Source organism: Mycobacterium neumannii, assembly GCF_048452905.1.
GTDB lineage: Bacteria > Actinomycetota > Actinomycetes > Mycobacteriales > Mycobacteriaceae > Mycobacterium > Mycobacterium neumannii_B.
Genome location: NZ_JBCGVF010000003.1, coordinates 2,018,794 through 2,044,913, shown reverse-complemented (window position 1 = coordinate 2,044,913; position 26,120 = coordinate 2,018,794). Strand labels below are relative to the sequence as shown.

The 26,120-nt window shown below is 66.4% G+C and carries 23 protein-coding genes and 2 pseudogenes; 10 read left to right on the top strand and 15 right to left on the bottom strand.

Annotated elements, in window-relative coordinates; all coding sequences use genetic code 11:
* Positions 1–138 (top strand): annotated as a pseudogene (locus AAHH99_RS16315) (hypothetical protein); the annotation flags it as partial.
* Positions 139–435: 297 nt separating this feature from the next.
* Entirely contained in the window at positions 436–1,107 is a 672-nt protein-coding gene (locus tag AAHH99_RS16310; RefSeq protein ID WP_418769527.1) for a L,D-transpeptidase family protein, read from the top strand.
* 44 nt (positions 1,108–1,151) lie between these two features.
* Here the strand turns inward: AAHH99_RS16310 and AAHH99_RS16305 are convergent, their stop codons facing one another.
* On the bottom strand, positions 1,152–2,438 hold the full coding sequence (locus tag AAHH99_RS16305; RefSeq protein ID WP_418769526.1) for an oxygenase MpaB family protein: 1,287 nt from the start codon (positions 2,436–2,438) through the stop codon (positions 1,152–1,154).
* A gap of 161 nt (positions 2,439–2,599) precedes the next feature.
* Here AAHH99_RS16305 and AAHH99_RS16300 point away from each other — a divergent pair, with 161 nt between their 5' ends.
* From AAHH99_RS16300 to AAHH99_RS16290, 3 genes are read left to right on the top strand one after another with little or no spacing between them, the layout of a single operon-like run.
* Complete coding sequence (locus AAHH99_RS16300; RefSeq protein WP_418769525.1) at positions 2,600–4,135, top strand: flavin-containing monooxygenase; 1,536 nt, start codon at positions 2,600–2,602, stop codon at positions 4,133–4,135.
* Complete coding sequence (locus AAHH99_RS16295) at positions 4,132–4,323, top strand: SDR family NAD(P)-dependent oxidoreductase (RefSeq protein ID WP_418769524.1); 192 nt, start codon at positions 4,132–4,134, stop codon at positions 4,321–4,323. Before AAHH99_RS16300 ends, AAHH99_RS16295 begins: the two co-directional genes overlap by 4 nt.
* Positions 4,281–4,946 carry an SDR family oxidoreductase gene (locus AAHH99_RS16290; RefSeq protein WP_418769661.1) on the top strand — a complete coding sequence of 222 codons (666 nt, stop codon included), beginning with the start codon at positions 4,281–4,283 and terminating at the stop codon, positions 4,944–4,946. The genes AAHH99_RS16295 and AAHH99_RS16290 overlap by 43 nt, the downstream gene beginning before the upstream one ends.
* Here AAHH99_RS16290 and AAHH99_RS16285 read toward each other — a convergent pair.
* The 4 genes from AAHH99_RS16285 to AAHH99_RS16270 all read right to left on the bottom strand — a co-directional run bounded on the left by AAHH99_RS16285 (position 4,854) and on the right by AAHH99_RS16270 (position 9,474).
* Positions 4,854–5,666 (bottom strand): tryptophan-rich sensory protein, encoded by an 813-nt coding sequence (locus AAHH99_RS16285; RefSeq protein WP_418769523.1) that lies wholly within the window; start codon positions 5,664–5,666, stop codon positions 4,854–4,856. The genes AAHH99_RS16290 and AAHH99_RS16285 overlap by 93 nt on opposite strands.
* Positions 5,667–5,727: 61 nt before the next feature.
* A complete protein-coding gene (locus AAHH99_RS16280) occupies positions 5,728–7,086 on the bottom strand; it encodes an MBL fold metallo-hydrolase (protein ID WP_418769522.1) in 1,359 nt (452 codons plus the stop codon).
* 19 nt (positions 7,087–7,105) lie between these two features.
* Complete coding sequence (locus tag AAHH99_RS16275) at positions 7,106–7,879, bottom strand: sulfite exporter TauE/SafE family protein (RefSeq protein ID WP_418769521.1); 774 nt, start codon at positions 7,877–7,879, stop codon at positions 7,106–7,108.
* A gap of 215 nt (positions 7,880–8,094) precedes the next feature.
* Positions 8,095–9,474 (bottom strand): MBL fold metallo-hydrolase, encoded by a 1,380-nt coding sequence (locus AAHH99_RS16270; protein WP_418769520.1) that lies wholly within the window; start codon positions 9,472–9,474, stop codon positions 8,095–8,097.
* A gap of 131 nt (positions 9,475–9,605) precedes the next feature.
* On the opposite strand from AAHH99_RS16270, the gene AAHH99_RS16265 reads away from it, so the two are divergent.
* Positions 9,606–9,875: a metal-sensitive transcriptional regulator gene (locus AAHH99_RS16265; RefSeq protein WP_418769519.1), complete on the top strand. Its 270-nt coding sequence runs from the start codon at positions 9,606–9,608 to the stop codon at positions 9,873–9,875.
* A 28-nt stretch (positions 9,876–9,903) separates the two neighbouring features.
* The gene (locus tag AAHH99_RS16260) at positions 9,904–10,302 is read left to right on the top strand and encodes a DUF302 domain-containing protein (RefSeq protein WP_418769660.1); all 399 of its coding nucleotides are present in this window, start codon (positions 9,904–9,906) and stop codon (positions 10,300–10,302) included.
* A gap of 19 nt (positions 10,303–10,321) precedes the next feature.
* Here AAHH99_RS16260 and AAHH99_RS16255 read toward each other — a convergent pair whose 3' ends face one another.
* The 7 genes and pseudogenes from AAHH99_RS16255 to AAHH99_RS16225 all read right to left on the bottom strand — a co-directional run bounded on the left by AAHH99_RS16255 (position 10,322) and on the right by AAHH99_RS16225 (position 20,108).
* Positions 10,322–11,416: an NADH:flavin oxidoreductase gene (locus tag AAHH99_RS16255; protein WP_418769518.1), complete on the bottom strand. Its 1,095-nt coding sequence runs from the start codon at positions 11,414–11,416 to the stop codon at positions 10,322–10,324.
* Positions 11,417–11,720: 304 nt separating this feature from the next.
* A complete protein-coding gene (locus AAHH99_RS16250) occupies positions 11,721–11,852 on the bottom strand; it encodes a hypothetical protein (RefSeq protein WP_418769517.1) in 132 nt (43 codons plus the stop codon).
* 114 nt (positions 11,853–11,966) lie between these two features.
* Positions 11,967–14,485: pseudogene (locus AAHH99_RS16245) on the bottom strand (DEAD/DEAH box helicase).
* Positions 14,478–15,410 (bottom strand): LysR family transcriptional regulator, encoded by a 933-nt coding sequence (locus AAHH99_RS16240; protein WP_418769516.1) that lies wholly within the window; start codon positions 15,408–15,410, stop codon positions 14,478–14,480. Before AAHH99_RS16240 ends, AAHH99_RS16245 begins: the two are co-directional and overlap by 8 nt.
* Before the next feature lie 65 nt (positions 15,411–15,475).
* Positions 15,476–17,779 (bottom strand): CoA transferase, encoded by a 2,304-nt coding sequence (locus tag AAHH99_RS16235; protein WP_418769659.1) that lies wholly within the window; start codon positions 17,777–17,779, stop codon positions 15,476–15,478.
* 42 nt (positions 17,780–17,821) lie between these two features.
* A complete protein-coding gene (locus tag AAHH99_RS16230) occupies positions 17,822–19,012 on the bottom strand; it encodes an acyl-CoA dehydrogenase family protein (protein WP_418769515.1) in 1,191 nt (396 codons plus the stop codon).
* A gap of 1 nt (position 19,013) precedes the next feature.
* The gene (locus tag AAHH99_RS16225; RefSeq protein ID WP_418769514.1) at positions 19,014–20,108 is read right to left on the bottom strand and encodes an acyl-CoA dehydrogenase family protein; all 1,095 of its coding nucleotides are present in this window, start codon (positions 20,106–20,108) and stop codon (positions 19,014–19,016) included.
* A gap of 576 nt (positions 20,109–20,684) precedes the next feature.
* Between AAHH99_RS16225 and AAHH99_RS16220 the strand changes: the two genes are divergently transcribed.
* On the top strand, positions 20,685–21,518 hold the full coding sequence (locus tag AAHH99_RS16220; RefSeq protein WP_418769513.1) for a formate/nitrite transporter family protein: 834 nt from the start codon (positions 20,685–20,687) through the stop codon (positions 21,516–21,518).
* Positions 21,519–21,530: 12 nt separating this feature from the next.
* Here AAHH99_RS16220 and AAHH99_RS16215 read toward each other — a convergent pair whose 3' ends face one another.
* Positions 21,531–22,304: an enoyl-CoA hydratase/isomerase family protein gene (locus AAHH99_RS16215; RefSeq protein WP_418769512.1), complete on the bottom strand. Its 774-nt coding sequence runs from the start codon at positions 22,302–22,304 to the stop codon at positions 21,531–21,533.
* A 122-nt stretch (positions 22,305–22,426) separates the two neighbouring features.
* Between AAHH99_RS16215 and AAHH99_RS16210 the strand changes: the two genes are divergently transcribed.
* Both AAHH99_RS16210 and AAHH99_RS16205 read left to right on the top strand, forming a co-directional pair.
* On the top strand, positions 22,427–22,834 hold the full coding sequence (locus AAHH99_RS16210; protein WP_064424829.1) for a YciI family protein: 408 nt from the start codon (positions 22,427–22,429) through the stop codon (positions 22,832–22,834).
* Positions 22,834–23,994, top strand: coding sequence for an RNA polymerase sigma factor (locus AAHH99_RS16205; RefSeq protein WP_418769511.1), 1,161 nt, complete (start codon positions 22,834–22,836; stop codon positions 23,992–23,994). The genes AAHH99_RS16210 and AAHH99_RS16205 overlap by 1 nt, the downstream gene beginning before the upstream one ends.
* Here AAHH99_RS16205 and AAHH99_RS16200 read toward each other — a convergent pair.
* Both AAHH99_RS16200 and AAHH99_RS16195 read right to left on the bottom strand, forming a co-directional pair.
* Positions 23,991–25,460 carry an amidase gene (locus AAHH99_RS16200; protein WP_418769510.1) on the bottom strand — a complete coding sequence of 490 codons (1,470 nt, stop codon included), beginning with the start codon at positions 25,458–25,460 and terminating at the stop codon, positions 23,991–23,993. The two genes, AAHH99_RS16205 and AAHH99_RS16200, sit on opposite strands and share 4 nt — an antisense overlap.
* A gap of 54 nt (positions 25,461–25,514) precedes the next feature.
* The gene (locus AAHH99_RS16195) at positions 25,515–25,979 is read right to left on the bottom strand and encodes a hypothetical protein (RefSeq protein WP_418769509.1); all 465 of its coding nucleotides are present in this window, start codon (positions 25,977–25,979) and stop codon (positions 25,515–25,517) included.
* Between the last annotated feature and the right edge of the window lie 141 nt (positions 25,980–26,120).

The following is a 26,120-nucleotide window of genomic DNA, read 5'->3' as shown; positions in this document are numbered from 1 at the left end:
CTCCACCCCGGATCCCTGGCACGCACACCCACCCAACCCCCACCCGACGTCGCGCCCTGCCCCGGACCCCTCGGCGAACACGCCCAATGGCGCTGGTACGAACCCTTCCAACCCCAACCACCACCACCCACCAACTGACCGTCGAACAGGTCCGCCCACAACGCGATTCGTACCTGGGTCTACGTGTGGACGCGGCATCACACCCGATGATCATCACCGGATCACCGGATCACCGGATCACCGGATCACCGGATCACCGGATGACCGCCGAATCCCTGGTTCACCGAATCATCGCCTCACTGGTCGAGTGGATGGATCGCGACACGGTCTCAGCTTGGCTGCGAACAGGTTTCGCACACCGTACTGGACAGCTTGGCACGGATACGCTGTGCAGATTCTGCATTCGACCGTTCGAGTCCGGTTCCGAGGTAACCCGTGAAACTGCGAAAAGCGCTGGCGTACCTCGGTGCTGCGCTCCTGTGCGTACTGCTCGCAGCGCCCGCGTCGGCACAACCCGCTGCCGCGACCGCGCGGACGACGCAGTGGATTGTCGTCGGCGTGCCCAGCGCGGACGCCACCTCGGGCACCCTCACCGCCTTTCAACGCACCGGACAGAAATGGAAGCCCGTCCTGGGACCGACACCCGCGAAAGTCGGCGCGGTCGGTGTCGGTGCACCCGCTGACGGTGTCCACCGCACGCCGGTGGGGACCTTCACGTTCGACCAGGCCTTCGGCCGCCAGCCCAATCCGGGCACCAAGATGCCGTACTTCCAGACCACAAACCAGGACTGGTGGGACGAGGACGCCTCGTCACCTACGTACAACACCCATGTGCGCGGACCTCGCAAACCGTCGTCGATCGCGGAGAATCTCTACGACTCCGGCCCCGTCTACGACTATGCGGTCAACATCACGGTTAACCCGCAACGCATACCAGGACGGGTCTCGGGCATCTTCCTCCATGTGACCGATGGGAACCCGACCTGGGGTTGTGTGGCCATCGGGCGCGACGAGATGCGCACGCTGCTGACGTGGCTCGACCCCGGGGCGGCGCCACTGATCACCATCGGTGTGGGCAGTCCGTCATTGGTGGCGTCGCGGGCCTAATCGTGGTCGACGGATCAGCGTCGCGGGGTGATCAGCGTGCGTGATCAGCGGCGCAGGGGTACCGCGGCCTCGAAAGCCGCTGCCTTGCCGTCGGATTGCCACTGCAACCAGTTTTCCCACCGCTGGAGATTGGTTCGCTGCCACCAACGGTCCATCTTCGACGACAATCGCCGCGCGATCTCCAGCGCGAGGATCAGTGGAAAGCGGCTCAGTAACAGCAGCATTCCCGGCAGAGCCGACGGTAGGCGGTAACGGCGCCGGTTCCACGGCAGCATGTACAGCCCGAGGTACCCCGCTTGTAGGCGGTAGTGATACTCGGCGCGAAGCCGTTGCAGCCCGCGATGGGTCGCGGCGGGCGCGAACGCGGGAACGAAGGACTGGACCAGTTCGGTACCGCTGTCCGCGCTGTCGTAGCTGCGCGCCGCATCGCACATGAACAGGACGCGCCACGCATCGGCGACGGTCTCGGGGAAGTAGCCGTCGCATCGCACGCCGACGAGGTGGCCGCAGTAGCGGTTGAAATGCAGAACGGCACGCATCTCTCGCGGAGAGGTGAGGTGACCGAGAATGAACAGGCCGAACGCCGGTGCAACACTTCCCCCCAACAGAGTGAGAAGCATCGCGGACTGGCTGATCGGCAGACCCCAGCGTTCGAAGTCCCACTCCGGGTGTTGTCTGACGCGGTCGCGGACGCTGACATGCATGATGCGCACATGAAGGGAAATGTTGCGGCCCAACGACCCTGGCGTCAGGATGGCGCCGGGGCGGCAGACCTCGATCCACCAGCGTGATGTTTCCAAATACCGGTGCAGGGCGCGTTGGCCGGCGTAACCACCGGAGAGCGACAGAGGTACCGCCAGCCAGCCCTCGGTGTAGGTGTCGTTGGTGCCGGCGTTGCCGAGCGCGCCCAGTGCGTAGGCCCACCGTCGCCAGACCGCTGCTCCTTGCTCGACGAGGTCCGGGTCGACCCACGCGGGTAGTTGTTCGAACTCGTCGAATAGCGCACGCATCGACTCGGACGCCTCGGGCACATTGTCGATACCTTCCCGCTGTGCCTTCTCGACCAGATCGCGGGCCTTCCGAGCGCCGAGCTCACCGTGATAGGTCTCGGCCACGAAGCGTTCGGCGACGGGGTCGCCCTCGTTGAGGCCGGCGATGAACGCCCGTGCGGTGTCGTCGCAGGGGAGCAGATCGACACCGGCGAGTCGCTTCACCACATTTCGCAGGCGCGCGCGGCGGCCGGTGAGCGCTGGGTAGCGGAAAGCCGACGGGGCCCCTGGGTGCCGGACAGCGGACGGGGCTGCGGGCGGGTGGGCTGTCGATTCCGGCATGGCCTTGTCTATCTCACAGTCATATCTCAAGCGGCTTGCGCATGTACAGGGAAACATCCCACTGCTCTGCGGTGTGCTCCTGCCCGGGCGCTTGTGTAAGCAGCGGCCGAAGTGGCTACTTCTTGCCTACACCGTAAGCGAAACGTCGCGGAGGGGGCATCGTGCCTGACGAACCATCGATCCGGTCGCAGTCACAGCAGCTCCCCAGTCACACGCGCATCGCCATCGTCGGAAGCGGGTTCTCCGGTCTCGGCGCGGCGGTGAGGTTGGACGAGGCCGGGCATCGTGACTTCGTCGTCCTGGAGCGCGGGAACGATGTCGGTGGCACGTGGCGCGACAACACCTATCCCGGTGCAGCGTGCGACGTACCCTCACATCTTTACTCGTATTCGTTCGCGCTGAATCCGAACTGGACTCGATCGTTTTCTACGCAGCCGGAGATCGAGGAATACATCTGTGGCGTCGCGGGCCGTGCCGGCGTGCTCGATCGACATGTCTTCGGGTGTGAGGTCACACGAGCCGCGTGGCAAGAGGAGCACCATTGCTGGGCGCTGTCGACGACCCGCGGAACCATGACAGCAGATGTGCTCATCGGCGCGTTCGGCGCGTTGGCCGAACCGTCCCTGCCCGCCATCCCGGGGATCGACGACTTCGACGGCGAACTCTTTCACTCCGCGCAGTGGAACCACGATGCGAACCTCGCCGGTAAACGGGTGGCCGTCATCGGAACCGGGGCCTCGGCGATTCAAATCGTCCCGGCGATCGCTGACACAGTCGCCCACATCGACGTCTACCAGCGCACGGCGCCCTGGTTGCTGCCCCGCTTCGACCGGCCCTTCACCCGCGCCGAACGGTGGGCGTTCCGCAACATCCCCGGAGTGCTGCGGCTGGCCCGAGCAGGGATCTACGCGGCCCGGGAAGTACAAGTGGTCGGATTGGCGAAGAACCCGCGCCTGATGAAGCTGTTCGAGTTGCTCTCACGTGCCAAGATCCGCGCAGAGATTCGCGATCCACAGTTGCGACGCAAGGTGACACCGAACTTCCGGATCGGTTGCAAGCGGATGCTCATCGCCAATGACTGGTATCCGGCGCTCGACCGCGACGACGTCGATCTCGTCACAGACGGCATCCGGGAGGTCAACGGGCACAGCATCATCACAGAAGACGGCACCGCTCGTGAGGTAGACGCGATCGTCGTGGCGACCGGATTTCACGTCACGGACTCGCCGATGTTCGACACCATCTGCGGCAGCGACGGACGCAGCCTGAGCCAGACCTTCGCCGACAAGGGCATGCGTGCTTACAAGGGGACGACGATCGCCGGCTACCCGAACATGTTCGTCCTCATCGGCCCGAACACCGGGCTGGGCCACACGTCGATGGTGTACATGATCGAATCGCAGCTCAACTATGTCGTCGACGCCGTGACCACCATGACACGCCGCGGCCTGAGCCGACTTGATGTGCGCCAGGAGGCATTGGACGCCTACAACGAGGAACTGCAGCACAAGCTCACCGGATCGGTCTGGATGACCGGGGGTTGCGCCAGTTGGTATCTCGACGCCCACGGCAACAACACCACACTGTGGCCCGACTTCACGTTCCGATTCCGCGCACAGACGAAACGATTCGATGTAGACGCCTATGAGACAACGGCATCGCGCAACAACCAAGCCGGCGCTGTGGACGAACTGTGACGAAATTCGACGGTAAGGTCGCGGTCGTCACCGGCGCCGGGTCGGGTATCGGGCGTGCGCTGGCCATCGGGCTTGCCCGCCGCGGAGCCCTGACGGCGATTTCGGATGTCGACGACGAAGCTCTGCGCGGAACCGCTGCGAGGGTCTGCGCGGTCGGAAGGGAACCCCCATTCAGCCGCTTGACGTAAGTGATCGGCGTGCGGTGGCAGATTATTCGTCGGCCGTCGTGAAGCACTACGGCGTTGTTCATCAGCTCTACAACAACGCGGGCGTCGCGGATGGTGCCGCGCTGCTCGACAATGACTACGAGACATACGAACGGATCGTCGACATCAACCTGTGGGGCGTCATCAACGGCACGAAAGAATTTCTTCCGCATCTCATCGCTTCGAGCGACGGGCATCTCGTGAACATCTCGAGCCTGAACGGCTTACTTGGCCAAGCGTCGATGTCGGCTTACTGCACGACGAAATTCGCGGTTCGCGGATTCACCGAATCCCTTCGTGCTGAGATGCTCACAGAGGGGCATCCGGTGCGAGTCACCGTTGTGCACCCGGGGGGCATTGCCACCAACATCGCGACGTCCGCACTGAACGAAGCTGAGCGCGCCGGGCGAGAGGTTCGATCTACTGACCCGATTGCTTCCCCGGGCTCACACCAAACTCGTCTTGCTGTGGGAGAAGCGGGTTTTCGACTGACCACCCTGCTGTGGTCGCGACTACGACCGCGCCTGCGTCTTTCCGCGTTGAGCGGTTTGGGTGCGCGCGCTCACCGCTACGGCGAGACCCACCGCCGCCGCGCCCGCCAGTGAGGCGATCAGGACCGGCGTGATTTCGCTCAGCCGCACCGCGATGCCGATCAGCGCCCAGATGATCACCAGCCCGTAGGCGATGTCGCGGTGGCGCAGGTTCATCACCACTCCGAGCGCGGCCGCCACCACGACCATGATGACGCCCCAGGTCGGTTCGGAGAGCCCGAACCCTGACCACCCGGCGTCGTCGAGGGTGATCGTCGCGTTGGCGATCGTCGCGACCGACATCCAGCCCAGGTACACCCGGAACGGGATGTGCACCGTCCACCGCTCCAGCGTCGAGGTGGGTGGCCGAGAGGCTTGCAGACGGTAGATGACGATCAAAGCGACCAGCAGCACGACCATCACCAGCATGCTCAGCGGGAACTGGTTGTGGTGCCACGCGAACAGCCAGCAGCAGTTGGCCGCGGCGGTCAGCAGGTACCAGGGGACGATGGCGCGTGCGGCGCCGCTGTCGTCGCGTCGCTGCGCGAGCGTCACGCCGAGATAGGCGGTGTAGGCGATCAGCCCGAGGTAGATCAAGCTCCAGATGGAGAAGACGTATCCGGCGGGGACGAAGTACACCTCGAAGCGACGGGTGACGTCGCCGGTGGTCTGGCCGTTGATCGGCAGGCTGTTGGCGAGGTAGTTGACGACGAGCGTGGCCGCAGTGGCCAGGGCCACAGCAAGCGCCAACAGAACTGTCGAGGTGGATCGGCGGTCGGCGGCCTGGCTGACCATGTAGGGCTCCTTCGTCTTCGATCGGTAAGCCGTACATGCCCGTTCGGGACAGGATCGAACCCTATGGCTGCGGCGGTGCGGTGAGGCCAAGATCTGCGGCGTTGTCGAAATCGTCGTCGATGAGGACGACGTCATGACCGGCGCGGTCGAGAATCGACGCCGCAATCGAGGACCGATAGCCGGACGCGCAGTGCACCCATACGGTCGAGGAAGGAACCTCGTCGAGACGCTTCGGCAATTCATGCAGCGGTATGTTGACGGCTCCTGGGATGTGCTCGGACCCGTATTCGTGGCTCTGCCGTACATCGAGCACCGCGACAGCCTTCGTCCGGCAATGCTCGGCCAGACGGCGAAAATCGGAGACCGGGTATGAGCGGAGCGGACTTCCGCCGCGCAGCTGGTCGATGTCGCCCGTGGCGGCGCCCGTCAGTCGGTCTACCCCGATACGCACCAATTCGCGTCTTGCGTCGGCAACCTGATCAGGAGACTCACCGATGAGGGTTACCGGAGCGCCCCAGTCGTAGAGCCATCCGAAGTAGCTGACAAAGGAGCCCGACAGCTCGAAACCGAACGCTCCCTGCAGATGCCCGGCTGCAAATGCCGTCCTGCTACGCAAGTCGACCACCCACTCGCCGGCCTCCAGGCGGCGGCGCAGTTCCCCGGGGTCGATCGGCTCGGGTGGCGTCAGATCGACCGGGGCCGGGCCCTCGCTGTTGATGACGCCCATGTGCGCGTAGTACGCGGGGTAGGCCGAGAGCCCGGCGAGGAGTTCGTCGACGAAGCTTTGCTCATCTTGTGTGAGAGCAGGATTGGTCCGCCGTTGCTCACCGACTGTTGATTCGTCGCCAGACGCCGGTGTGGCCGAACAGAAGCTGCCGAAACCGTGGGTCGGGTACACGGGTGTGTCGGCGGGCACGCTTGCGGCGATCTTGCGCACCGAGTGATATTGCGCGCGGGTGAGTTCTTCGGTGTCGTCCGCACCGATCAGGTCGGTGCGACCGGTCGTCCCGAACAGCATCGATCCTCCGGTGAAGACGCCGTGAACCGCACCGGTTTCGTCCCGAAGCAGATAGCTCATGTGATGGTGAGTGTGACCCGGGGTGTGCATCGCCTCCAATCGGATGGGGCCGGCGTCGACGATGTCACCGTCGGCGACGGCACGGCGCGGATAGTCGACGTCGTCGCCCGCTGGAACCACATACTCGGCCCCGAGCGCGCGCGACAACTCGAGCCCACCGGTGACGTAGTCGTTGTGCAGGTGCGTTTCCAGCACATGGGTGATGCGAGCCCCGCGCTCATCGGCAAGGGCGAGTACCCGGTCGATGTCGCGCTGCGGATCGACGGCCACGGCCACGCCGCCGTGGGTGATCAAGTAGCTGCGGTCACCGAGTCCGGAAGTTTCGATGATCGAGACGTCCATTGAGTTACTCCTTTTCAGGTCAACGTAAGAAGATCGTGTCGACGAGCAGGAATGCAGCGACGACGAAGACGAGGTAGGCGAACCAGCGCTGGAGACGGTCGGTGTCGACCTTGGTGCCGAAGTAGCCGGCGACGAGCGATGCGACCATCGCGGCGACGACGAACGCCCCCGTGACCATCCAGTCGGCACTGAAGCCGTCGAGATGGGAAACGATTCCGGCCACCGAGTTCGCGACGATGATCAGCAGCGAGGTGCCGATCGCCGTGGACATCTCGACGCCGAGCACCACTACCAGTGCCGGAATGATGAGGAAGCCGCCACCGACGCCGAACAGCCCGGTCAGCAGCCCGACCAGGAAACCGGCTCCGATCGATCGCGGCGCGCATCGACGCCAATTGACCTGCCCGGCGCGAACCTCGCAGGCGGTGCCGGTGTTTTCCTGATCTGCCAGCATGCGGACGCCGGCGACCACCATCACGGCGGCGAACCCGATTAGCAGCGCCGACTCGGGCAGGTGTCTGCTGATCGCGCTGCCGAGGATCGTCGCCGGGATGCCGGCCGTTGCGAAGATTCCGGCCATCCGCCACCGAACCTGTCGGGCACGGATTTTCGGCAGCACACCGACGGCCGACGCTGCTGCCACGACGACGAGCGAGATCGGGATGGCTTCTTCGACACCGAGACCCACCCCGTAGACCAGCGCGGGAACGGCGAGGATCGACCCGCCGCCGCCGAGCAGTCCCAACAGCACGCCGATCAGCGCGCCGAGAGCCAAGCCTATTACCAACGCCATGGGCTGTTCCGTACCCGGCTACCTGCGACGCCACAACCCGCCGGCGCGGCGGGACGGCGGTTCGGTCGTCCGTCGACAGCGGCATTGCTGCGCGGCCGGCACCGACCGCATTACGTCGTCGACGTGTCGTCCGCAGCCGTCCCACGTCGTCTTACCGCAGGACGGGCATCGAACGGCGTAACACATGCGCCTATCTCCTTTCCTGACGAGACGTCTCAGAGGGTGGCGCGGGCATCGACCCAAGCGTTGTATCCGCCCATCAGGTCGGATACCCGTCGAAATCCGTTGGCGCGCAGCAAGGACGCTGCCACGCTCGAACGCCAGCCACCCGCACAGTGCACAACGATCGGCTTGTCGGCCGGCACTTCACTCATTCGGTTCCGCAACTGCGCCAACGGAATGTGGATCGAGCCGGGAATGGCGCCGGCTTCGCGCTCGCTGGGGTTACGAATGTCCATCAGCGTCACGTCTTTCACGGCCGACATCTCGTCGAGCTCGACAACCGTGGTCCGAGGTGCAGACTGCACCAGATCCATCAGCTCTGCAGGGAATTGTCCGTCGCGACCGACATTGAAATATCCGATGGCGTTGTCCGAACCGATGCGGGCCAGCCGGAGTGCAGACTCCTGCTCTTCTCCCGGATACGTCACGAGGGCGATCTGGTCGCCGACCTCGGCCACCATCCCGACGGTTTCGGCGAATCGGCCGTCGAAGCCGACGTTGACCGACCCTCGTAGGTGTCCCGCGGCGAAATCATCGACGCCGCGCGCATCGACCACACGCACGCCGGCTTCGAGCGCTGCCCGCATCTGCTGCGGACTCATCTCGAGGACCGTGCGCCCCTGCTGCAGCAGCGGGTGGACCCGCTTGTTCATCGTGGCATCCGAGGCGAAGTATGCCGGCGCGGCGGGCTGACCGTGGGTGATCATCGAAACGAAGGCCTCTTCGCTCATCGGCTGTACCGAGGGATTACTCACCCGCTGCTCGCCGATTGTCGATGTCAGTTCCGCGGATAGATTCTTGCCGCACGACGAACCGGCACCGTGGGCCGGCATCACCAGTACGTGGTCGGGCAGTTTCATCAGCTTGTCATGGACCGTGTGGAACATGGCTCGGGCCAAGTCATCGGTCGAGCTGTCACCGATGTTGACCAGATCCGGTCTGCCGACGTCGCCGATGAACAGCGAGTCGCCTGTCAGCACGGCCGAAGGCTCGGAATCGGCACGCTCGCGAACCAGCACACTGATCGACTCCCAAGTGTGGCCAGGCGTCGACAGGATTTCCAAGTCGACCTGACCCAGTGACAGGCGCTCTCCATCGGCCAGCCTGCGGATCGGATACTCGGTTTCGGCGACCTCACCGAAGCCGATCCAGGCACCGGTCGCGTCGACGAGTTCGAGGTGGCCGGACACGAAATCCGCGTGGAAGTGGGTGTTGATCACGCCCTCGATCGTCAGCCCGTGCTTACGGGCATCGGCGAGGTATTCGGTGATGTCTCGGCGCGGGTCAACGACGATCGCGCGTCCGGTCGACTCGTCGCCGATCAGGTACGACGCGTGTGACAGGCATTCGATGTAGTACTGCTCGAGAATCATCCTTCTCTCCTCCCGGGTTGCGGAGAATGAACCAGATACCCCCAGGGGTATACCATGAGGATACCCCGGGAGGTACTTATCACGCAAATACCCCCAGGGGTACCATTCAGATGGATGTGGAAGGGAGAACCATGGTTGGCGACCAGGAAGCCATTGTCGCTGTGCTCAACCGGTTGCGGCGTGCGCAGGGGCAACTTGCCGGTGTGATCGCAATGATCGAGCAGGGCCGAGAATGCAAGGACGTCGTCACGCAACTCGCGGCGGTGTCGCGAGCGCTCGATCGCGCCGGCTTCAAGATCGTCGCGACGGGTCTGCGCGAATGCATGACCGGCGACCAAGAGGGCAATGAGAGGCCGATGACCGAGGAAGAACTCGAGAAGCTCTTCCTGGCCTTGGCCTGACAATTCACGATCGACGAAAGGAGTCATCATAAGCATCGCTTTGGCCACCAGCCTGAAGACCTCGTTCGACGATGCCGTCGCCCGAACGCGTGAGGCGCTGGCCGATCAAGGATTCGGCGTTCTCACCGAGATCGACGTGAAAGCGACGCTGAAGAACAAACTCGGTGAGGACATGGAAAGCTACCTCATCCTCGGCGCATGTAACCCGCCGCTGGCGCACCGGGCGATCAATGCGCAACGTCAGATCGGTCTACTGCTGCCGTGCAACGTCGTGGTGCGCAGCGACCCAAAGGACCCGGAAACTACCCTCGTCGAGGCAATGAATCCGCAGTTGCTCGTGGACGTCACCGAGGAGCCCTCGCTCAAACCGATCGCCGAGGAAGTCGGAAGCAAGCTCCAAGCGGCGATCAGCGCGCTGTCTCAGTGACTTTGAGGTTCGCCACAGCTCAGGCGAGCTGCGCGAGCGCGGTCTCGGGGTCGTATCCAATGAACCGGTCGAGCTCACCCTGCCGCAACCGATTCACCCACGCGGGGTCGGCAAGCAGCGCCCGCCCGATCGCCACCATGTCGAACTCATCGGCGTCGAACTGCTCGACAAGGCGGTCGACGGGGGCCGGCTGGATCACCTCGCCCCGTTTCTCGCTGCGGAACTGGGTCTCCAAGCCGACCGAGCCGACCGCGATCACGGGCAGGCCGGTGACCTTCTTCGTCCACCCGGCGAGACTCAACTCGCGGTCGTAATCGGGGAAGGCGGGCACGTAGTGCCGGCGGGTCGACGGATGCAGCACATCGACGCCGGCGTCGACCAAGGGGCTCAGCAGCTCCTGGAGCGCGGTGGGGTCGTCGGCGATGGTCGCGGTGTAGTCGGTGCCCTTCCACTGCGAGAAGCGGAAGATGATCGGAAAGTCCGGGCCGACTGCCTCGCGCACGGCGGCAACCACCTCGGCGGGGAACCGCGTCCTCGCACCCAGCGAACCGCCGTATTCATCGGTGCGCAAATTGGTTCGGGTCCAGAAGAATTCGTCGAGCAGGTAGCCGTGGGCGCCGTGTAGCTCGATCGCGTCGAATCCCACTTCCCTGGCATTCGCCGCGCTTTGTGCGTACAGGTCGGCGAGACGTGCAAGTTCACGGCTCTCAAGCGCCCGGCCCCGCGGACGACCCTGCCCGTCCACAGCCGAGGGGCCGACGGGCACCACACCGTCGGTGTCGTCGCGCTGCACACCCTGATGCCACAACTGCGCGGCGACCGTGCCGCCCTCCCGGTGAACCGCACCGACGACCCGCCGCCAGCCGGCGAGCACCTCGTCGCCCGCGATCGTCGGGATGCTGGATGGATATCCGGCGGCCGGGTCCGGCAACCGGATTCCCTCGGTGATGATCAGCCCGACTCCGCCCGCCGCTCGCCGACGGTAGTACTCGGCCACGTCGGCACCCGGAACTCCATCGGGCGACGCCTGACGAGTCATCGGCGCCATCGCGAACCGGTTGGGGACGGTCAGCGAGCGGACGGTGAACGGCTGGAAAAGATCGTCAACGGCCATGAACCGATCTAACTGGCTGTAGGTCGTGTCAAGGCTTTGAGTGGGCGTAGTGAACTGAGCATCCGGGTTGGTGCGGGTTTGGTAGCGCTGTGATGTCGGCTGTCGGGTGATGCGGCGGGGTGCCGGGCGCCCACCACCTCCGGGGCGTGCCAGGAGCACCCGAGCGCGTAACGCTCAGGTCCTCGAAAGGAATCTTTGACAATCCCTTCCTGACACCCCCGGAGGCGTTTGTGAAGGACTACCTCAACTCATATCAACGCGGCCGCGCCGAGCCTGATTCCATCCGGCTGACCGAGGCGCCCGGTCAGCCTTCGGACGGCTTGTCCACGGCGTCATCGGGCAGCGGCAGCCCTTCGGCGCCAGGGGTGGCGGGGGACAGCACGTCCTCGGCCTCTTCGGTCTGCTCGGGCGTTACATTCTCGTTCGGAGATGTCATGTCCGTCTTGGTACCCCCGGGGCGCCGGCGGTAATCGCGCCCAGGCCAAACCGGATGCACCTCCGTGGTCCCGCGGAGGCTACGCGCTCGATCGCACCGTGAAGCACAGTCCGCTCAGTCGAACCGGCCGGCGGCGATGACCCGCAGCACCACCGCGCCGGCCTCGTCGGAGGCCGCAAGGTCGACCTCGACGGTGAAGCCCCAGTCGTGGTCGCCCGCAGGATCGTCGAAGATCTGTCGCACCCGCCACACCTCGGGTGCACGGTCAATGATCAGCAGCGCCGGGCCGCGAGCGTCTGCGTCGATTCCGACGTCGGCGTGCTCGCCGAAGTAGTCGTCCCCGACTTGCTCCCAGCGCTGTGCCGTCCAACCCGAACCGCCGTCCAGCGCGCCGAGTTCGTCCCAGCGCCGCCGGGCGAACAACTGCACGCGCCGAAACAACGCGTTGCGCACCATCGCCGTGAACGCACGCTGGTTGCCGGTCAGCGGGCGCGGCGGTGCCGGCACCGCCACCGGCGTCTCGTGCGGCTGGTCGGGGCTGGTCAGCTGCTCCCACTCGTCGAGCAGACTCGAATCCACCTGGCGGACAAGCTCACCGATCCACTCGACGATATCGGTGAGTTCCTCGGTCCTGGCGGTGGCGGGTACCCCCGACCGCAGCGCCTTGTACGCATCGGACAGGTAGCGCAGCACCGCACCCTCGGCGCGGGTCAGGCCGTACTCGCTGACGTATTCGCGGAACGTCATGGCGCGTTCCCACATCTCGCGCACCACCGACTTCGGGGACAGTCGCGCGTCGGCGGCCCACGGGTTGCTCTGCAGGTACACCTCGAAGGTGTGCTCGAGCATCTCCTCGAGCGGCTTGGGGTAGGTGACCGCTTCGAGCAGTTCGATGCGTTCGTCGTACTCGATACCCTCGGCCTTCATCGCCGCGACCGCTTCACCTCGGGCCTTGTTCAGCTGCGCGGCCAAGATCTGGCGCGGATCCTCCAGCGTCGCCTCGATCACCGAGACCACATCCAGTGCAAAGGTATCCGCATCCGGATCGAGAACATCGACGGCGGCCAGTGCGAACGTCGACAACGGTTGGTACAGCGCGAAGTTCGGCGGCAGGTCGACGGTCAGCCGGTATCTGCGCCCGTCGGGGCAGGGCTCGTCGAGGCGCTCCACCACACCGGCCTGCAGCAGCGACCGCGCGATACCGACGGCTTCGCGGATGTGCTGCAGCTGTCGTTTGCGCGGTTCGTGGTTGTCGGTCAGCAGCCGACGCATCGCCTCGAACGGGTCCCCGGGACGGTCGACGACGTCGAGTAGCATCGCCGTCGACACCCGCATGTTGCTTGTCAGCGGTTCGGGGTGGCCTCGATCAACCGTTTCATCGTCGACTCACTCCACGGCACCATGCCCTCGGGCACCTTGCGGCGCACCAGTTTTCGGCGCTTCTTGGGGTCGTCGGCAACCTTGGCGAACTGCTTGAGGTTCTCCACCTCGTGGTCCGGGGCCTGCACAACGACGGTGCCGGCGGTGTCGTAGCCGGCCCGTCCGGCCCGGCCGGCGATCTGATGGAACTCGCGCGCGTTGAGCAACCTGGTGCGCACACCGTCGTACTTCGACAGCGCGGAGAACACCACCGTGCGGATCGGCACGTTGATGCCGACGCCCAGTGTGTCGGTGCCACAGATCACCTTGAGCAGACCGACCTGCGCCAGCTGTTCGACCAGCCGCCGGTACTTCGGCAGCATCCCGGCGTGATGCACGCCGATGCCGTGTCGCACCAGCCGCGACAGCGTCGTGCCGAACGCGGTCGAGAACTGGAACGCGCCGATCATGTCGCGGATTTCGGCCTTCTCCTCCTTTGTGCTGACGTTGACGCTCATCAGGGCCTGCGCGCGCTCCAGCGCGGAGGCCTGGGTGAAGTGCACGACGTAGATCGGGGCCTGCCCGGTCTCGAGCAGATCGCCGATCGTCCCGTGCATCGGGGTGGTCGCATACGAAAAGTAAAGCGGCACTGGACGTTCGGCGTGCGCGACCAGTGCGGTCGGCCGGCTCGTGCGCCGGGTGAGGTCCTCGCGCAGGAACGAGACGTCGCCCAGCGTCGCCGACATCAGCAGGAACTGCGCCTTCGGCAGCTCCAGCAGCGGAACCTGCCACGCCCATCCGCGGTCCGGGTCCCCGTAGAAATGGAACTCGTCGGCCACCACCAGCTCGATGTCCGCGTCGGAGCCCTCGCGCAGCGCGATGTTGGCCAGCACCTCGGCCGTACAGGTGACGATTGGCGCCTCGGCGTTGACCGCGGCGTCACCGGTCAGCATGCCGACGTTGGCCGCGCCGAAAACCTCGCACAGCGAGAAGAATTTCTCGCTGACCAGCGCCTTGATCGGGGCGGTGTAGTAGCTGCGCCGGCTACCGGCCAGCGCCGCGAACAGCGCGCCCGTGGCCACCAGCGACTTGCCCGAACCGGTCGGCGTCGCCAGGATGACGTTGGCGCCGCTGACCAACTCGATCAGCGCCTCTTCTTGCGCCGAATACAGCACGGTGCTGTTCTTCTCGGCCCAGGCGGCGAACGACGCGAACAGCTCGTCGGGGTCGGCGCCGAGCTCTTTGGCGATGTCGGTGAGCGAACCCTCAGGCACCTCGATGCACCGGCCCCAGCCGGTCGGCGATCTGCTCTGCGGCCAACTCGACTTCGGCGAGCCTGCTACGCAACCGTTCGGGCACCCAGGCAAGCGCGATTCGCGCTGGCGGCCAATTGGTTTCATCGATCGGGACCAGCTTGAACTCAGGCGGGGAGAACATCTTGCCGATGAACGAGTCGGGTGCGTAGCTCACCAGCGCGACGAGATGCCGGTTGAACACCTGGGTGGCCATCTCGAGTTCACCACCGCGCTGGTTCGTCGTGCGCACGATGCGGTGGATGCCGCGGCTGTTGAGTTGTCGGGTCAACCCGGCCAGCACCACCGGGTTGGGCCGGGCGAAGTCGATCACGACCTCCCGATCACGCAACTCGTCGATCGTCACAAGGTCTTTGGCGGCCAGGGGGTCGTCGAAGCGCACCGCGACCGCACCCTGGTAGCTGGCCACCACCTTGTGGCGCAGGCGCTTGTCACCGGCGGGCAGGTGGATCAAACCCAGTTCGGCCCGTCCGGCGATCAGCTTGGCGGCGACCTCGGTGCCCGAACCCGGAACGCGGAACTCCGTCGGCGCGGGCAGGTCTGTCAACACCGTCTCCAGTTGGGCGAGCAAGTCGGACGGCGCATAGGCGGTGGCGCTCAGCCGAAGCGGCGCCGAACCCTGCACACCCTGCTTCGCGGTGGCTTTGAACTCCTCGATCTGTCGCAGGATTTCGCGGGCCGGGCCGATCAGCCGTTCCCCGAGCGGGCTCAGCCGCACGTCGTGGTAACCGCGTTCGAACAACGGCCCGCCGAGCTCCTTCTCGAGGAGTTTGATCTGCTTGCTCAGCGGCGGCGGTGTGATCATCAACTTGTCGGCGGCCCGCTTGAAGTGCAGTTCGTCGGCGACGGCGACGAAATACCTGAGCCTGGTGAAGTCGATGTCCATTCCTGCGGTGTCTCGAACGGGTGGCCGTGCACCCCGAATGCTACGAGATCACCGGTGTAGCCCGGTCAGACCTGCACGTCGCCGGTGGTGGTCTCGAGCACTCCGCGCCGGTGCAGCGCCTCGATCTCCGTCGGGCTCAGACCGAGAAGTTCCGTGGCGATCTCGGCGGTCTGCTCCCCGATGAGGGGGGCTTGGCGCAACGGCGGATCGGCGACGTGATCGCAGTGGATCTGCACGTTCTCCATCGTGAACGGGACGTCTGCGTGTGGATGAAGCTCCTCACGGAACGACCGCCGCTGCTCGTAGTACCCCCAGGACGGGAGCTCGTCGGCGTGCATCACAGCGCCCGCGGGCACACCTGCGGCCTGCAGCCGTTCCATCGCCTCAGTGCGCGAATGCCGGGAGGTCCAGGCCCGCACCGCGTCGAGGTCGAGCTCACCGCCGCCGGGCAGGCCGATGACCCAGCGCAGTGCCTGCAACTCGGCGGCGTCACGCACGGTGATCGCGATCCATTGGTGCTCGCCCGCGGCCGGGAACAGTCCCCACGGCGCCCCGTGGCCCGCGCCGGAGCGGGGGTGCCCGGCACGCTCGAGCGCATCGGCGGCGATGTCGGCGGCGACGTGGCTCAGCATCACCTCGGCCTGCGCGATGCTCGCCGACCCGCCCTCGCCGGTGCGTTCGCGGCGCAGCAGCAACGCGATCGCGGACAGGGCGCCGATCCTGGCCGCCACGTGGTCGGGGTAGACGGTCACGGTGTCGCAGAAGGTCTCGGGCTCGCCCGGATACACCCACTGGCTCGTGAACCCGACCGCGGCGCGGACCAGCGGACCGTAGCCCAGGCGTTTGGACCACGGACCGCTGGGACCGAAGGCAGAACTATCCACCACCGCGATGCCCGGGTTGATGCGTCGCAGCGCCGCGTAGTCCATGCCCAGCGCTTCGGCGACGCCGGGCTTGAAATTCGTCAGCACCACATCGGCGTCCCGCACCAGCCGGTGCGCGAGCTCGAGGCCCTCCTGCGTGCGCAGGTCGAGTCCGATCGAGCGCTTGTTGCGGTGACCGGCGGCGAACGGCTGGGTCATCGTGGTGAGCTTGCCGACGCGCAACCCGTCGGGATGGGCGGAGTGTTCGATCTTGACGACGTCGGCCCCCAGATCACCGAAGAGCCGGCCGGTGTCGGCGCCGACGACGATGACCCCGAGATCGAGCACGCGTATACCTTCCAGTGGCCGCCCCTCGCCTCTGCGCTGCCGGCCTGCCAACAGTGGAGCGGCGGTGAGACGTTCGGACCCCTCGGAGTTCGCGTCGAGTGCGCTGGCGCGATGTCCGTCGATCTCACTGACGCCGACCGGGATCGGGGCCACCACGCCGGGCGCAAGCTCCACGTCGCGGAAAAAGCCACGCGCACTGAAGTGTTCGGCGGTCAACGCCTCCGACAGTGTCAGCACCGCTGCGGTGGGAACGCCGTGGGCCTGGCCCTGGGACTCCAGCTCGGCGCGGGTCTTGTCGGCGCAGAAGCGGGCGATGGCGTCGAGCAGATGCGGTGAGCGGAAACGCTTTCCGAGTTTGTCGTATGAGGGGTCGGCGAACTCCTCGGGGCTGCCCATCCACGTGAACATGCCGCGCCACTGCCGTTTGGCCAGGATGCAGATGCGGACATGGCCGTCCTTGCAGGGGATGATCGGATAGCGCTGGCGTTCGGCGTCCCAGTCGCGTTGCTGCATCGTGACCGCGACGCCCGCCGACGCGCTGCCCGCCGAGCCGAACGGCGGGTCGAGCGTCTGCATGGCCCCGTCGAGGATCGAAAAGTCGATCAGGTCGCCCTCACCGGTACGCAGGCGGTCCAGGTAGACGGCCATGGTCATCACCGCGGCCTGGGCGGCGGCCACGTGGTAGGGCAAGTCGGCAGGCGGTACCAACGGCTCGCGGCCCGGTATGCCGGAGCGCGACAGCTCGCTGGACAAGGCATGGAACACCGGCCCGGTGCCCTGCCAGGTGCGGTAGTCGTTGTCGCGGCCGAAGTCGCTGAGCGACAGGATCACCAGCTGTGGGTGCTGCCTACGGATCTCACGCACCGCCAAAGTCGCCTCGGCGAGCGACCCCGGTCGGGTGTTCTCGATCAGGATGTCAGCCCCGGCAAGCATTTCCGCGAACGCGTCTCGGCCCGCAGCGGTCGACGAATCCGGCTCGACCGTCTCCATGCCGTGCCGGTTGATGGCGGTCTGCACCGGCACCCCTGCGACGCGCGGACCCACCACGTCGTCGTTGGTGACACCCGGCAGGCGCAGCACCGTCACGCGCGCCCCGAGGTCGGCGAGCAGTCGGCCGACGGCGCTCATCGGGCCCGAGCTCAGGTCGAGAATCCGCATCCCTGACAGTGGCGGATCGTATGCGGCGGCGTGGGGCACAGATCAGCTCCTGCGAGCCTGACGGAAGGGGATGTCGCGATCGGCCTCGGGCTCCTTGGGCAGCCCGAACACGCGCTCGCCGATGATGTTGCGCTGAATCTGGTCGGTCCCACCGCCGATCGAGGTGAAGAACGCGTTGAGCGTCAAGAAGTTGACGTCGTCGGCCACCGGATTCTCGGGGCCGGCCAGCAAGGCCTGCGCGCCGATGATCTGTGTCTTCATCGCCGCCTCGGTGTGCAGGATCTTCGACATCGCGAGCTTGCCAAGCGACATGATCGAACTGGACGTGCCCTGTGTCGTCGCGGCTTTCGCGCGTGCGTTGTTGAGCCGGTTCAGCTCCCGCATCGCCAGCACCTTCGCAAGGGGGTAGCGCACCGCGGGGTCGTCGAGGACGCCGTGCTCGCGGGCAAGTTCGATCAGGCTGTCCGCTTTGCGGTTACGCGAGCCGCGACCACTGTCGCCCATGATGGAGCGTTCGTAGGCCAGCGCGGTCTGCAGCGCCCGCCATCCGTTGCCCTCGCCACCCAGCAGATAGTCGTCGGAGACGTTCGCGTCGTTGATGAAGACCTCGTTGAAGTGTGATTCGCCGGTGATCTGCACCAGCGGGCGCACCTCGATGCCCGGCTGCTTCATCGGCATGATGAACAGGCTCAGACCCTTGTGCTTGGGCACATCCCAGTCGGTGCGGGCCAGAAGCAGGGCGTAATCCGCGGTGAGTGCGCCCGACGTCCACAGCTTCTGACCGTTGACCACCCACTGGTCGCCGTCTCGGACCGCGGTGGTGCGCACGCTGGCCAGGTCGGAACCGGCGCCCGGTTCGCTGTAGAGCAGGCAGGTGCGGGACCGCTCGACCAGGAAGTCGCGCAGCAGGTCCTGTTTGATTCTCTCGGTGCCGAGCTTGAGCGTGGTGTTGGCCGGGATGTTGTACTTGTCCTGCCGCGATCCCGGCGCCTTGATAGCCGAGAACTCCTGGCCGATGACGGCTGCGAGGTCACTCGGATATCCGCGGCCGAACCACTCGGTGGGATAGGTGGGCACGGCGTAACCGGCGTCGAGCACCTTCTCCAGCCAGGCGATCCGCTCGGGCGACGACACCCACGGGTCGTCGGACTTGGGAAGTGGAGTCCAGTTGTCGCGCAACCACTCCCGAACCTCGGCGCGCAGCTCGTCGGCGGTCGGCAGGGGACTGGCCATGTCAGGCACCTTTCGAGACGAGGTAGCGCTCGCGATGAAGGCGCGGGCCGCCGAACAACTGCAGACCGGTGCGCGCCCTGCGCAGGAACAGGTGGGCGGGGTGCTCCCAGGTGAAACCGATGCCGCCGTGCATCTGGATCGCGTTCATGGCGACGGTCTCGTACGCCTCGGCGCAGGCGAAACCGGCCAATGCTACTGCACCGTCGGAGGTTTCACTTCGCGCGGCCTTCTCGGCGGCGGCGTGCTGGGCGGCCGACGTCGCGTTCTCGACCTCGATCAGCAGGTCGGCGGCCATGTGCTTGAGCGCCTGGAAGCTGCCGATCTGGCGGCCGAACTGGACGCGCGTCTTGAGGTAATCGACGGTGATGTCGAAGAGCCGGCGGGAGCCGCCCACTTGCTCACCGGCCGACGCGATCACGGCGTGATCCAGGGCCTCCTGTACGGCGTCCCATCCGGCGGTGCCGAGCCGCCGAGCGGGTGTAGCGGCGAAGGTGAACGTCGACAGCCGCACGGTCGGGTCGAAAACCGTCACCGCGGTGCGGGTGAAACCGGTGGCGTCCGGTGCCACCTCGAAGACACCGACGCCGTCGGTGGTGCGCGCGACCACGAGCAGGACATCGGCCGCCTGACCCCAGGTGACGTAGTGCGCGGCGCCGGTGAGGGTGCCCTCGGCGCCTGCTTCGACGTCGACGCCCTCGGCCGTCCAGGTGCCGGACGGTCCGGTGATCGCGACGGTGCCGATGGCTGTGCCGTCGGCCAGGCCCGGCAGGAGTCGGCGCTTGTCCTCGTCGGAGCCCGCGGCCGAGATGAGCGCGACCGTCAGCACCGCGCTGGAGGTGAACGGTGCGGGCAGAAGTGCGGCGCCCGTCTCCTCGGCGACGGCCTCGAGCTCGAGTGCGCCGAAGCCCAGACCGCCGAATTCGTCCTCGACGAGCATGCCGAGCAAGCCCTGCTCGGCGAGCTGGCGCCACAGGTCGCGGTCGAAGCCGTCGTCCGAGGTGATCACCGCGCGCACGTCGTCCTCGGTGCACCTGTCACCGAGCAACTCGCGGACCGCCGAACGCAGTTCCGCGCGCTCGGCCACACTGATCGTCATCCCAACCGCCTCTCCTGGCTAGCTGGGTCCATGGTTGGGCCCTGAAGACCGGGTGTAAATCACGAATTGCGACACCGGCGGGTTTCCCGTTGGGACATGCGAGGGCGGTCACCGCACGGCCGGTCAGCTACTGCATACGAGCATGGCCCCGACCGTCGATCAAGCTGTCGAGGCCGCGCTGCCACCTGGCGGAGCGGGCGCGATTGCACACCGCGCGGGTGATCACGAGAACAGCTGCGGCCGTTCCGAGGACCGCGAGCAGAACGAGTGCGCCGGCCGTGACCGCTTCCATCGCCCGGCCCACTCCTGGTCGTCACCCAACCGGACAGCCGTCTGGGGGTGATCGTCGCCATGCGGGCTGCGCACCGTCATTTCCTCTCACTATGGGGGCTGCGTCCTACTCCTCCCATCGTGGACGCCATCTGACCTGCGGGCTTTGCCGAGAAGCGAAAACATTGACGGCCTCCGTTGTGGCCGGCCGACAACAATGCGCCGGGGCCCGGCTAATCCGCGGAGGCTTCGGGGAGGCGGGGGACGGGTACCCCTGACCGTCATCGAATCGGGAAGGACCCGCACATGGATGAGAATGAGACGCAGCGACGGCAGGTGGGCGATTCGGACAGTCCGATCGAGGACGAGCTGGAGGGCGCCTTTCAGAGGATGGTCGACGAGGGCACCCAGCGCCTGCATCGGGCATGGCGCGAAGTGCTGGTCACCGGCTTCTTCGGCGGCACCGAGGTCGCGGTCGGCGTCCTCGCATACCTGTCGGTGTTGGCCGCCACCCACAACCACCTGCTCGCCGGTCTCGCGTTCTCGATCGGATTCCTCGCGCTGCTGCTCGGCCGAAGCGAGCTGTTCACCGAAGGGTTCCTGGTGCCGGTCACCACGGTCGTGGCCAAACGCGCCAGCGTCGGGCAGCTGCTGAAGTTGTGGATCGGGACGCTGATCGCCAATCTCGTTGGGGGCTGGGTGATCATGTGGCTGATCATGACGGGCTTCCCGAAACTGCATGCGCAGACGATCGAGTCGGGCACCCACTTCGCCACGGCCCCGATTTCAGCGGAGACAGTCGCGCTGTCCCTGCTCGGCGGCATGGTCATCACGCTGATGACGCGCATGCAGCACGGCACCGAGTCGACGTTCGGCAAGATCGCCGCGGCGGTCGCAGGCGGCTTCCTGTTGGCCGGGCTGCAAATGTTCCATTCGATCCTTGACTCGCTGCTGATCTTCGGTGCGCTCATCGCCGGCGCCCCGTTCGGCTACGGCGATTGGGCGACGTGGTTCGCCTACACGGTCGTCGGCAACGTGGTGGGCGGTCTGCTGCTCGTGACGCTGCTTCGTTTGCTGCGCAGCAAGGACCGTCTACAGGATGAGCGACGGGAGGCGGAGTCAGAACCCACGACGGCGTGAGCGGAAAGCCCGTCAGCGACCGCGCCAGCGCGGTGCCCGCTTCTCCCGCCACGCGTTGATGCCCTCGTGCACATCCTCGGTCGCGGCGGCCACCTTGCGCATCGTCTCGCCGAACCGGACCGACTCGATCCAACCCATGTCGGCCGTGCGCCAGGCCACTTCCTTGGTGGCGCGCTGCGCCAGCGGCGCCGCCTCGGTGAGCGTGCGCGCCCAGGACCGCGCCTCGGCCTGCAGATCACCGGGTTCGACCAGTCGCCACACCAGGCCGGTCTCCTTGGCGCGCTCAGCGTCGATCGGCTTACCGGTCAACAACAACTCCATGGCGTCGGCCCACCGGATGCGTTCGGGCAGCCGGATCGCACCGACGATCGTCGGCACACCGAGAGATACCTCCGGGAACGCGAAAGTCGCTGTGGTCGAGGCGATCACGAAGTCACAAAACAGGACGCCGGTCAGACCGTAGCCGATGCAGGGGCCGTTGACCGCCGCGATCGTCGGCTTGAACAGTTCCATGCCGCTCTCGAACGAGTTGATCGTCGGCTTCTCCCAGAACGTGCCCCCGAAGGTGCCGACCGAACCCTCGCCGTCCTTGAGGTCACCGCCGGCGCAGAACACGTCGCCGTTTGCGGTGAGGATCCCGACCCACGCGTCCTCGTCGTCGCGGAACCGCTCCCAAGCCGCGTTCAGGTCGCGCCGCATCTCGCCGTTGATCGCATTGCGCGCTTCGGGACGGTTGAAGGTGATGGTGGCGATGTGATCGTCCAACTCGTAGGTCACCAGGCTCATGGCTGCACGATAGCCAGGTGACCTCGTGCGAATGGATGACGATGTCGAGAAATGCCCGACGGATCCGTCCCACAGATGAGCGACCAACTAGGGTCGCGACCCGAAGAACGGAGGACGAAGTCATGGCCAAGTATCTGCTGCTCAAGCATTACCGGGGCGCGCCGGCCAGCGTCAACGACGTGCCGATGGACCGGTGGACGCCCGAGGAGATCGAGGCGCACATTCGGTATATGAACGACTTCGCGGCACGGCTGGAGGACACCGGGGAGTTCGTCACCCATGCCGCCCTGGCCCCGGAGGGCGCGTGGGTGCGCTCCGACGGTGAAGGCAAACCGCCGGTGGTCGACGGCCCGTTCGCCGAAACCAAGGATCTGGTCGCCGGATGGATGGTCATCGACGTCGACTCCTACGAACGCGCCGTCGAACTGGCCGGGGAACTGTCGGCGGCGCCGGGCGCGGGCGGTCGCCCGATCCACGAATGGCTGGAGGTCCGGCCGTTTCTGACCGCACCGCCGACGGTCACCGAGTGATGCCCGACGCGGTGGACGAGGCCCAGCTGCGGGACCTGATCCCCGCGGTGCTGGCAACACTCGTCCGCCGCGGAGCCGATTTCGCGACCGCCGAGGACGCCGTTCAGGATGCCCTCCTGCGCGCGCTCGGCACCTGGCCGGGCCGGCGCCCGGACGACCCGAAGGGCTGGCTGATCACCACCGCTTGGCGCCGGTTCATCGACCTCACCCGGTCCGACGTCGCCCGGCACCGCCGCGAGCAGCAGGCCGCCGGGGAGCCCGCACCGGGTCCGGCCGCGCCTGTCGACGACACGTTGCAGCTGTATTTCCTGTGCGCGCATCCCAGCCTCACCTCCGCGTCGGCCGTCGCGCTGACTCTCAGGGCCGTGGGTGGCCTCACGACACGCCAGATCGCCCAGGCCTACCTCGTGCCGGAATCGACGATGGCACAACGGATCAGCAGGGCCAAACGCACCGTCAGCGATGTCCGCTTCGACCGCCCCGGCGACCTCCACACCGTCCTGCGCGTGCTGTACCTCGTCTTCAACGAGGGTTACACCGGCGAAGTCGACCTCGCTGCCGAGGCGATCCGGCTCACCCGCCAACTCGCATCAGCCACAGACGATCCCGAGGTCGCGGGCCTGCTCGCGCTGTTCCTGCTGCACCATGCGCGACGCCCGGCCCGCACGCGCGGGGACGGCAGCCTCGTGCCACTCGCCGAACAGGACCGGCGGCTGTGGCGGGGCGAGATGATCGCCGAGGGCGTCGCCGTGCTGCAGGCCGCGATGGCCGCGGACCGCCTGGGGGAGTATCAGGCACAGGCCGCGATCGCCGCATTGCACGCCGACGCGCAGACCGCCGAGGCAACCGACTGGGTGCAGATCGTCGAGTGGTACGACGAGTTGGTCCGCCTCACCGACAGCCCGGTGGCGCGACTCAACCGCGCCGTCGCGGTCGGCGAGGCCGACGGAGCACAAGCTGGCCTTGCGGCGCTTTCCGAGCTTGATCCGGCGCTTCCGCGCTACACTGCCTCGGCCGCGTACCTCCACGAGCGGGCTGGCGAATTCTACACGGCCGCAGAGCTTTACGTCGAGGCTGCGGCCAAGGCGCAGAACCTCGCGGAGCGCAGCCACCTCACCATGCAAGCGGCGAAGCTGCGCCAGCGGTGCTCGGGCCGCTAGATCGGGGCCGCGCGATCGGACCAAGGCATCGCCTGCTCCAGTTGTGCGGCCAGCCGGATCAGCAGCGACTCGCCCGCAAGCGGTGCGACGAACTGGACCCCGAGCGGCAGCCCGTTCGCGGTCCAGTGCAGCGGTAGCGAAATCGCCGGGCGCCCCGTCAGATTGGCGAGCTGGGTGTAGGGCACCCAGCCGAGATTCTTGTCCACCATGTCGTCGACGATCTTGGTGAAGCGCAACACCTTTGCCGTGCGCGTCTTGATCAGCACGTCGGCGGCGCGCTGCAGCACGACCGGCAGGTCGAACTCGCCGATGGTCGGCGGCGGGGTCGCCAGCCCGGGCGTCAACAACAGGTCGTACGACTCGAAGAACGTGGTTAACCTGCGCGTGTGCTCGTGACGTCGCTGCACGGCGTCGACGTAGTCGACACCGCTCGTGGTCCTGCCGAGCGCGGCGAGGATGAGGGTGTCGCGTTCGAACGATTCATCGCCGGCGCCTGAGATGTGTTTGGCTTCATCGAGTTCCCACGCGGTGTAGACGAACCATGTGAGCAGGAAGTCGCGCGCCAGGGCGGCGTCGTCGAAGGGGGCGCTCGGAAGTTCCTCGACGTCGTGGCCGAGTTCGGTCAGCGCCCGTACGGTCGCCTCGACCGCGGCGGCGGCTTCCGGATGCGGTGATGGGTTGATCGCCGACGGGACCCGCACGCCGATGCGAAGGGTGCCGGGATCGGTTCCCACACAAGACGCGAATGTCGAGGAGGGAACACCGGGCACATACGGGCCCCATGGCTCGCCGCCGCGGATGACGTCGAGCATCGCCGCCGTGTCCCGCACGGTCCGCGACACCACGCCCTGCACCGCCGCGCCGTGCATGGACTCACCCGTCGCGGGTCCCGACGGCGTCAGCCCGCGGCCCGGTTTGAGGCCGACCAGTCCACAGCAGGCCGCAGGTATGCGAATCGAACCGCCGCCGTCATTCGCCCCCGCGCACGGCACGATCCCTGCCGCGACCGCGGCGGCCGAACCGCCTGACGAACCGCCCGGCGTCCGGGTCAGATCCCACGGATTGCGCGCCGGGCCCCACGCGTCCGGTTCGGTGATCCCCTTCGCCCCGAACTCGGGGGTGTTGGTCTTACCGAAGATGACCAATCCGGCGTCCTGCCACCGCCGCACGATCTCCGAGTGCTCAGCTACCGGCTTCGACATCAGGGCGCGCGACCCCCGCGACGTCGGCAGGCCCGCGTAGTCCTGGGCGAGATCCTTTATCAGGAACGGAACACCCGAGAACGGGCCCGCGGCCGCATCCGCCGGTGAGGCCGGGACGTCGCGGACGATCGCGTTGATCCGCGGGTTGACCGCGGCGGCACGGTTTCTCGCCAGGTCCAGCAACTCCGCGGCGCTCACCTCTTTGTCGGCGACGAGCTTGGCCAACCCGGTGGCGTCGTGACGGCGGTATTCCTCGAAGTTCACCGTTCGACCGTACGTGGCGCCTCTTGAGCGGTGGGCGCCTCCTCGACCGACGGGTCAGTGCACGGCCGAGCGTGGCCTGGCGCAGCCCACGGCGACGGGGGCCAGGTTGGGGACTTTCGGTTGCTGCTTGCGCTCGTCGCGCCCGATCCGCCTGAGCAGCGCTCGCTCGTCGCGCTTCGTCAGCGCGCGCCTGCGGTGAACCAGGAGGTCGAGTTGCTGCCAGCTGAGGCCGTCGAGTTGGCCGTCCTCGTCATGAGTGGCCACGACGACGCATCCCCGCAGCAGGGGAACGGTCTTTGCGGTGAAGGTGCTGGTCGCCAGCAGCAGCTCGGTGGCTTTTCGGTTGGGGCGCCGCTGGCAGCGCTGCGTCGACGGGCTGAACCAGAAGTCGAACTGCCGGTCGGCGCTGGTCAGCGATTGCAGACCCTGATCCTCTACGAGCTGGTCGATATCCGCGGTGGTGTACGCGCGGGTCTCATAAACAGTGCCGTTGGTGCTGAAGTACAGGACGGTGTTCATGGTGGATTCCCATTCGTCTCTTTCTTCGGTGTGATCGCCGGCCATGTGACCGGTCTGTTATCAAAGTTACCCGAGTGACGAAAGTGACAAACCTCGGTAACGATCCAATCACATCGGAAATGCGCTGAACCGCACGTCAGA